Annotated in this window: 8 protein-coding genes; 1 reads left to right on the top strand and 7 read right to left on the bottom strand. The window is 71.5% G+C overall.

Annotated features, from left to right (window positions below; genetic code table 11):
- Positions 1 to 7: 7 nt before the first annotated feature.
- The 4 genes from V7793_RS29095 to V7793_RS29080 all read right to left on the bottom strand — a co-directional run bounded on the left by V7793_RS29095 (position 8) and on the right by V7793_RS29080 (position 4,058).
- The gene (locus V7793_RS29095) at positions 8 to 1,321 is read right to left on the bottom strand and encodes a hypothetical protein (RefSeq protein ID WP_336011914.1); all 1,314 of its coding nucleotides are present in this window, start codon (positions 1,319 to 1,321) and stop codon (positions 8 to 10) included.
- Entirely contained in the window at positions 1,311 to 1,787 is a 477-nt protein-coding gene (locus tag V7793_RS29090) for a DUF6114 domain-containing protein (protein ID WP_336011911.1), read from the bottom strand. Before V7793_RS29090 ends, V7793_RS29095 begins: the two co-directional genes overlap by 11 nt.
- Positions 1,788 to 1,887: 100 nt before the next feature.
- Entirely contained in the window at positions 1,888 to 2,529 is a 642-nt protein-coding gene (locus V7793_RS29085) for a DUF6230 family protein (RefSeq protein ID WP_336011906.1), read from the bottom strand.
- Between the two features lie 557 nt (positions 2,530 to 3,086).
- Positions 3,087 to 4,058 carry a tetratricopeptide repeat protein gene (locus tag V7793_RS29080; protein WP_336011904.1) on the bottom strand — a complete coding sequence of 324 codons (972 nt, stop codon included), beginning with the start codon at positions 4,056 to 4,058 and terminating at the stop codon, positions 3,087 to 3,089.
- Between the two features lie 182 nt (positions 4,059 to 4,240).
- Between V7793_RS29080 and V7793_RS29075 the strand changes: the two genes are divergently transcribed.
- Positions 4,241 to 4,858 carry a TetR/AcrR family transcriptional regulator gene (locus V7793_RS29075; protein WP_336011901.1) on the top strand — a complete coding sequence of 206 codons (618 nt, stop codon included), beginning with the start codon at positions 4,241 to 4,243 and terminating at the stop codon, positions 4,856 to 4,858.
- Positions 4,859 to 4,927: 69 nt separating this feature from the next.
- Here V7793_RS29075 and V7793_RS29070 read toward each other — a convergent pair whose 3' ends face one another.
- From V7793_RS29070 to V7793_RS29060, 3 genes are all read right to left on the bottom strand, one after another.
- Positions 4,928 to 6,628 (bottom strand): acyl-CoA mutase large subunit family protein, encoded by a 1,701-nt coding sequence (locus V7793_RS29070; protein ID WP_336011898.1) that lies wholly within the window; start codon positions 6,626 to 6,628, stop codon positions 4,928 to 4,930.
- A 165-nt stretch (positions 6,629 to 6,793) separates the two neighbouring features.
- The gene (locus tag V7793_RS29065) at positions 6,794 to 7,123 is read right to left on the bottom strand and encodes a DUF3817 domain-containing protein (RefSeq protein ID WP_336011895.1); all 330 of its coding nucleotides are present in this window, start codon (positions 7,121 to 7,123) and stop codon (positions 6,794 to 6,796) included.
- 56 nt (positions 7,124 to 7,179) lie between these two features.
- Complete coding sequence (locus V7793_RS29060; protein WP_336011892.1) at positions 7,180 to 7,701, bottom strand: MarR family winged helix-turn-helix transcriptional regulator; 522 nt, start codon at positions 7,699 to 7,701, stop codon at positions 7,180 to 7,182.
- Positions 7,702 to 7,887: the final 186 nt, after the last annotated feature.

Here is a 7,887-nt window from a genome sequence, read left to right as displayed (position 1 = left end):
CGGTGCTCTAGGGATACGTTCCGTCAGTCATGTACTGGTGCAGGTTCGGGATGTGCAGCGTGCCGCCGAACTGCCCGCCCTGACGGATCTTGACGTTGGTGTAGAAGACCGGGATCGGCAGCTTCAGCCCGGGTATCAGCGGCGGCGGAACGCTCGGCGAGTGCGTCGCCGGGATGATCCCGAGGAGGCTGCCCTTCAGCTCCTCGGTGTACATGGTCACCTTGCCGCCGGTGATGGTGGACTCCGTGCCCATGCCGGCCACGTGGTACTGCTTGCCCCGGCTGTTGACGATCTGGTGCAGGTCCTTGATCGCCAGCGAGTCGGCGGTGAACTTGAGGACGTCCTTCTTCTGCCCGTTCACCATGGTGATCTTCTTGACGCCCTCGTACGTCAGCCCGGTGAGGGTGAGCTTGCTCGCCTCCAGGTACCAGGGCTGATGGGGGAACGCGTGGCGCTCGTTCTCGTCCACGACGGTGCCCTTGGGGCAGGGCGGCAGCTCCCCGTCGCCCGCCTCCGGGGCGGCCGACGGGGAAGTCGACCCCGACGGGGCCGGGCCGGGGGACGTGGACGGGCCCGCGGAGGGGCCGCCCTTCTCCTCGCCCTTGTCCTGCCCCTTGTCCTTGTCCTGCTCCCCCGGCTTCTCCGCGGGGTCCTTCCGGGCCGCCTTGCCGGACTGCGCCGAGGGCTTGGGCGCGGGGGCCGAGGACGCCGGGCCGGGGGACGCCGGCGGCGGGACCGGCTTCTCGCCTGCCTTCCCGCCCGGCTTCGCGCCGCCGGTCAGGATGTCGTGGAGCTTGTCGCCGAGACCCAGCGGGTCGAGGGGGTTGGCGGGCTTGGCCGCGGAAGGCGAAGAGGAGGGGGAAGGGGACGGCTTCGCGGGCGCCGAGGACGGCGAGCCGGAGGGCGTGCCGGGCTTGGCCGACGCACCCTTCCCGGGAGCCGCCGGCTTCTCCGGCTTGTCCGGGTTCTCCGGCTTCTTCCGGTCCCCGGCAGGCGCGGACGACGCCCCCGCGCCGGGCGCCGCGCTCGGACCGGCGCCGGGGCCGGCGCTCGGCTTGCCGCTGGGCTTGCCGCTCGGTGCGCCCGACGCCCCGGCGTCCGGGGTCTCCCCCTCGGCCGCCGTGTCCGGGGCCGTGGCGCACGCTCCGTCGAACAGCTTCTTGGGCGCGGGCTTGGCGGACGCCAGCGTGGGGGTCAGCCCCATGCCCATCAGGACGGCGCTCGGCATGGCCGCGAGGGCGACGGCTTTGCCCGCCGGCATGTGCAGCCGGGCGAGCAGCGGCTTTCTGGGCGCGGCGTGGCGCGGCCCCTCACTCGGCACCGTGGCCTCCGTCCCGCTCCTTGCTGAGCGATACGGCGGCCGACGGCTCCACGGCGGCTGCGGCGGCGGGCCTGCCGGGTGCCCAGGAGACGCCGAGGGCGCCGCCGAGGAGGGCGAGCAGGAAACCGATGAGGAACGCGCCGAAGTTGGAGACGACCAGGGAGACCAGCGCGAGCAGGATGGCCGCGACTCCGGCGAAGATCCGGGACTGCTGCTGGAACCAGAGCGTGAGGCCGAGGACGACCAGCAGCACCCCTATGATCAGCGACCCGGCGCCCGCCGTGGTGGCCATGCGGATGTGCAGGTCGCCCAACGTCATGGTCTGGTAAGGGATGTACATGATCGGGATCCCGGACAGCAGGGTCCACAGCCCGCCCCAGAACGGGCGTTGCCACCGCCACTCCCGGAACGAACGGCGGGCGCGGCCGAATGAACCGACCGGGTGGGGTCGCGTGTCGACGCTCATGTCGTACAGCTCCTAGGGAGGGGCATCTTCTTCGGTACGGAGCGGACGCGGTACGGGTACGGGAGCGCGCTTCCCGTCCCGCACCCGCCCGTTCAGCGTGTCAGCCCTGGGGCACCTTGCACTCGGACTTGCCCCAGCTGATGCCCATGTGCAGACCGGGGAGGGTGAACGTGCCCGCCGAGGTCGCCCAGGCCTTCTGGTCGACGCTGTCGAACCAGACCTCGTCCGCCTGCTGGGCGAACGAGCCGGGCACGTGCGCGCCTTCGCCGTTCTTGCCCGCTCCCGCGGGGCCCGGCCCCTTGGTGGTGTTGTCCACGGACACGCCGATGTCGACGTTCTTGAACGTGGCGTTGGCCTTCATGTCCTCGGCGTCGATGTAGAGCTTCGACGCCGTGACGGCCTTGTCGCCCCCGGCCTCCAGCTTCATCGACACCTCTTTGCCGATGCCGGGGATGGGGATGGTGACCGCCTGGCAGAGGTTGTTGATCGTCGCCTCGTTGATGCCGACCACCGCCACGGGCTTGTTGCCCGCCTTCGTCTGGTCCATGGCGCCGTACTGGACGAACCCCGTGCCGTGGATCTTCCCGGCCGTCACCTGGAACTGCTGGCCCGACACGCTGAACGACGCCGCAAGCGCGCCCTGGGCGATCGCGACACCTATCGCGGCCGTCGCCGCGACGCTGGGCACCATGACGACGGCGAACCGCCGCCATCTGGTCCCGCCTCGAGTCTGGGACTCCATGACTTGCCTCCTTCTCGGACGTACATCTCCGGCGCGGGCCTCGCGTCGCGAGCCGCGCCCGGGGATGGGAGACGTGCTACGTCCTCGGAAAGGAGAGCGCCGCCGTCCGGCGACGCGAAACGCCTCCGGCAACACCGGCGATCACCCCCGAGCGACAACCACTTGGCCACGCCTTCGCGCAACCGCGGGGACAGGCCCTGCCGGAGTGCGGCGGGGACCCCCCTGTCCCTGAACCGGCCCGCACGGGGCCGGTCCGCCCGGTGGGGACCCGCTCCCCCGACGCCGGCCGGCTGCCGGGTTGGAGGAATGGACCGAGCTTGGCCGATCGTGGTGCATTCGCGGCTGCCGCACAAGAGGTTCATTACTAGCGAGTAACGAGCCGATAACCGCGGGGCGTCCGGTGTGCATCGACGGGCGCGGGGACGTCGCCGCACCGTGCCCGGAGAGAAGCGGAGGTAACGGAAAAGCCCGGGCGAATGCCCGGGCTTTTCTTACTCGCAGTAACGGCGACCCCGTTTACCAAGTTTTGGTAAAGCGATGCCGCTGTTTCGTTTGTGTCAGAACAGCGCGCGAGAGAGCGCGGTCCGCGCAGCGCTCACCCGCGGGTCGTCCGCCCCGATCACCTCGAAGAGCTCCAGCAGCCGCACGCGCGCCGCATTGCGGTCCTCGCCCGCGGTGCGCTTGACCGCGTCGATCAGACGGCCGAAAGCGTCCTCGACGTGGCCGCCGACCAGGTCGAGGTCGGCCGCGGCGATCTGCGCCTGCACATCGCCGGGCTTGTCCGCGGCGGCCTTGCGGACCGCCTGCGGGTCCACGCCCTGGACGCGCCGGAGCAGCTCGGCCTGCGCGAGGCCCAGCTTCGCCTCGGGGTTGGCCGGGTCCTCGGCCAGCACATTCTCGTAAGCCCGGACGGCGCCGCCCAGGTCGCCCGCGTCCAGCGCCTGGTGGGCGAGGCTCAGCGCGCCGTCGTGCGGACCGGCCGGCGCCTGGGGCTCCGCGGCCCCGGCCTCCTCGCCCGCGTCCTCGGCGAGCGGCGCGCCCACGATGCCGAAGCGCTGCTCGGACACCTGCACGAGCTGGTCGAGCACCTGGCGGATCTGCGCCTCGGGCGCGGCGCCCTGGAACAGCGGCAGGGCCTGGCCGGCCACCACCGCGAAGACCGCGGGGATCGACTGCACGCCGAACTGCTGGAACAGCAGCTGATTGGCCTCGACGTCGACCTTGGCGAGCACGAAACGGCCCGCGTACTCGGCCGCCAGACGCTCCAGCAGCGGGCCGAGCTGCTTGCACGGCTCGCACCAGTCGGCCCAGAAGTCGATGACGACGGGCACCTCGGCGGAGCGCTGCAGGACCTGGGCCTCGAAGCCGGCCTCGTCGACGTCGAAGACGAGACGGCCTGCGGCGGCGGGCGGTGCGCCCGTGCGGGCGGCCTCGGCGCGCGCCTGCTCCGCCTTCTGCTTGGCTTCCCCGGCGGCCTTCACCGCGGCGAGGTCGACCACTCCACTCATGGACATGTTCCGTGGCTGCATGGGCCCTATCCTCCCCCCTCCACCCGGTGAACCGGAAAAATAGCGGTGGCGTGCGACACCGGGTCCCCACCCGGCGTCCGTGGTTGTCGCTCTTACGCTACGAGCCGTAGCGTAACTGCACCCCCCGCCCCCTCCGCAAGCCCCCCTGCCCCGGGGCCTACTCGGCGGTAGGGTCCGGTGCCATGAGCCCCGCCCCCTCCCCCGCGCGCCGCACCGGGCGCCCGCGCAGCCCCGAGGCCGACCGCGCGATCCTGGAGGCGACGCGCGCCGCGCTGGTCGAGCTGGGCTGGGGAAAGCTGACGATGGGCGACGTGGCCGCCCGCGCGGGGGTGGCGAAGACCACGCTCTACCGGCGCTGGGCGAACAAGAACGAGCTCGTCGTGGACGCGGTCGCGGCACTCTTCGACGAGCAGCTGGAGCTGCCGGACCTCGGCAGCCTGCAGGCCGACATCGAGGGCGTGGTGCTGCGGTTCGCCGCGCTGCTGGAACGGCCGGAGACCAAGACGGCCCTGATGGCCGTGGTCGCGGAGTCCACGCGGGACGATGCTCTGCGCGAACGCATCCGGGACGCGATCGTGGACCGCCAGAAGCGCCTGGTCCTCCTGGGGCGGGAGCGCGCCCAGGCACGCGGGGAGCTCCCCTACGAGGAAGACCTGTCGGCCGCGGCCCGCACGGCCGACCTGATCTTCGACGTGATCGCCGGCGCGGTCGTGCACCGCACGCTGGTCAGCGCGGAGCGGGTCGACCCCGAATGGGCCCGCGGCTTCGCCGCGCTCCTGATCGGGGGCTTGCAGGCGTAGCCGCGCCACTGCGCGGCGCCCGTTCGAGGAACTTCGAGGAACAGGGTCCGGGGCTGAGCCCCCGGGAGCTCAGAACCCGGCCGGCTCGACGTACACCCCCCACTCCTCCCGCAGGACCCCGCAGATCTCACCGAGGGTGGCCTCGGCCCGCACCGCCTCCAGCATGGGGCCGATCATGTTGGAGCCGTCCCGGGCGGCGGCGAGCATCGCGTCGAGCGAGGCGCGGACCCGCGCGTCGTCCCGCGCGGCCTTGCGGCCGGCGAGGACGCGGACCTGCTCGCGCTCGACCTCGTGGCTGACGCGCAGGATCTCCAGGTCGCCCGTGACCGAGCCGTGGTGGCAGTTGACGCCGACGACGCGCTTGTCGCCCTTCTCCAGGGACTGCTGGTAGCGGAAGGCGCTCTCGGCGATCTCGCCGGTGAACCAGCCGTCCTCGATGCCGCGCAGGATGCCGGAGGTGACGGGCCCGATCGGGTGCTTCCCGTTCGGCACGGCACGGGTGCCGCGCTCCTTGATCTGCTCGAAGATCTTCTCGGCGTCGGCCTCGATCCGGTCGGTGAGCTGCTCGACGTACCAGGAGCCGCCGAGCGGGTCGGCGACGTTGGCGACGCCGGTCTCCTCCATGAGCACCTGCTGCGTGCGCAGGGCGATCTCGGCGGCCTGCTCGCTGGGGAGGGCGAGGGTCTCGTCGAGGGCGTTGGTGTGCAGGGAGTTGGTGCCGCCCAGGACGGCGGCGAGGGCCTCCACGGCCGTACGCACGACGTTGTTGTACGGCTGCTGCGCGGTGAGGGAGACGCCCGCGGTCTGGGTGTGGAACCGCAGCCACTGCGCCTTCTCGGACTGCGCGCCGTAGACCTCCTTCATCCAGCGGGCCCAGATGCGGCGGGCGGCGCGGAACTTGGCGATCTCCTCGAAGAAGTCGACGTGGGCGTCGAAGAAGAAGGACAGGCCGGGCGCGAAGGTGTCGACGTCGAGCCCGCGGCTCAGGCCGAGCTCCACGTACCCGAAGCCGTCGGCGAGGGTGTAGGCGAGCTCCTGCGCGGCCGTGGCCCCGGCCTCGCGGATGTGGTAGCCGGAGACGGACAGGGGCTTGTAGGCGGGGATGGTGCGGGCGCAGTGCTCCATCAGGTCGCCGATCAGGCGCAGGTGGGGCTCGGGCGGGAAGAGCCACTCCTTCTGCGCGATGTACTCCTTGAAGATGTCGGTCTGGAGCGTGCCGTTGAGGACGGCGGGGTCGACGCCCTGCCGCTCGGCGGCGACGAGGTACATGCAGAAGACGGGCACGGCGGGCCCGCTGATGGTCATGGACGTCGTCACGTCGCCGAGGGGGATGTCCTTGAAGAGGACCTCCATGTCGGCGGCGGAGTCGATGGCGACGCCGCAGTGGCCGACCTCGCCGAGCGAGCGGGGGTCGTCGGAGTCGCGGCCCATGAGGGTGGGCATGTCGAAGGCGACCGAGAGCCCGCCGCCGCCGTTGGCGAGGATCATCTTGTAGCGCTCGTTGGTCTGCTCGGCGTTGCCGAAGCCGGCGAACTGGCGGATGGTCCAGGTGCGGCCGCGGTAGCCGGTGGCGTACAGGCCGCGGGTGAAGGGGTACTCCCCCGGCCAGCCGATGCGCTCGAAGCCCTCGTACGCATCACCGGGGCGGGGGCCGTAGACGGGAGCGACCTCGTCGCCGGAGAGGGTGGTGAAGTCGGCGTCCCGCTTGCGGGCCGCGTCGAAACGCTCCTGCCAGCGGCCGCGACCGGCCTCGATGGCTGCTGCATCCATGTGCTCTCGTCCACCTCTCCGCGTCCTGCCCGCTCCGGTCCGGCGCTGGCCCGGCGGGCAATTTACTAGGACGTCCTAGTAAATCGTCGCGCAAGAGCGCCCCGAACACAAGGGGTGTCCGGGGCGGGGTGTCGCGGGGCGACGAGGGGTGCGGCGGCGGTGGCGTCAGGCGGTCGCCCGGACCGGGGCGTCCGCGATCAGCGGCTCGACCTCCCGGACGACCTTGCGCTCGACGAAGAACGCGGCCGTCGGGATGGTGCCGGAGACCAGCACCCACAGCAGCTTGCCGAACTTCCAGCGCGCCTTGGAGCCGAGGTCGAAGGCGAAGATCAGGTAGACGATGAAGAGCACGCCGTGGATCTGGGAGATCACCAGCGTCGCGTTCGCGCCTGTGTCGAAGCCGTACTTGAGGACCATGCTGGCGCAGAGGACCAGCAGCATCACGGCAGTGGCGTAGGCCATCACGCGGTATCGAGTCAGGACGCTTCGCTTCATGACAACGAGCGTAACCGCCCGTTCCGGGGCGATCTTCGCCGCCCCGCCCGGCCGCGCTACTCCTCTTCGCCGGACTCCGCGAAATCGCCCGCGGCCACCCGCAGGGGCCGCAGCATCGTGAAGATGTCGCCGCACTCGTCCGCCCCGTAGGCGCCGAGGCCGAAGTCCATCGCCATCAGGTCGCGCGTGGCGCCGTCCACCGCCTCGCGGCCCTTCTCCGTGATCGACGCGAGCGTGCCGCGCCCGTCCTTGGGGTTGGGGCGCTTGGCGACGAGGCCGGAGGCGACCAGCCGGTCCACGGTGTTGGTGACCGACGTGGGGTGCACCATCAGCCGCTCGCCGATCTTCGACATCGGCAGCTCGCCGGCCTTGCTGAACGTGAGCAGCACCAGCGCCTCGTAGCGCGCGAACGTCAGCCCGTACGGTTTGACGACCGCATCGACCTGGCCCAGCAGGATCTGATGGGCCCGCATGATCGAAGTGATCGCGGCCATCGACGGCACGGAGCCCCACCGCTGCTTCCAGAGCTCATCGGCTCGGGCGATGGGGTCGAAGGGGAGGCTGAGCGGCTTGGGCACGGTCACGAGCCTACAGTTCGGTCATATCCCGGTCGGGCGTATCTCAGATCCCGGACGCATCCGCCGGCACCGCCGCGGCCTCGCGCACCAGCCGCACCGCCGTCGCCAGGCTCAGGCCCCGCTCGGCCTTGCGCAGCGCCTTGATCGCGTGCAGCTCCTGGCTACGCGCGTCGACGCCCGCCTCGG

It is taken from the genome of Streptomyces sp. KLMMK, from assembly GCF_036961605.1.
In the GTDB taxonomy this organism is placed as follows: Bacteria; Actinomycetota; Actinomycetes; order Streptomycetales; family Streptomycetaceae; genus Streptomyces; species Streptomyces telluris.
Note: the sequence above shows the minus strand (reverse complement) of the source record. Positions and strands in the feature narration are given on the sequence as shown.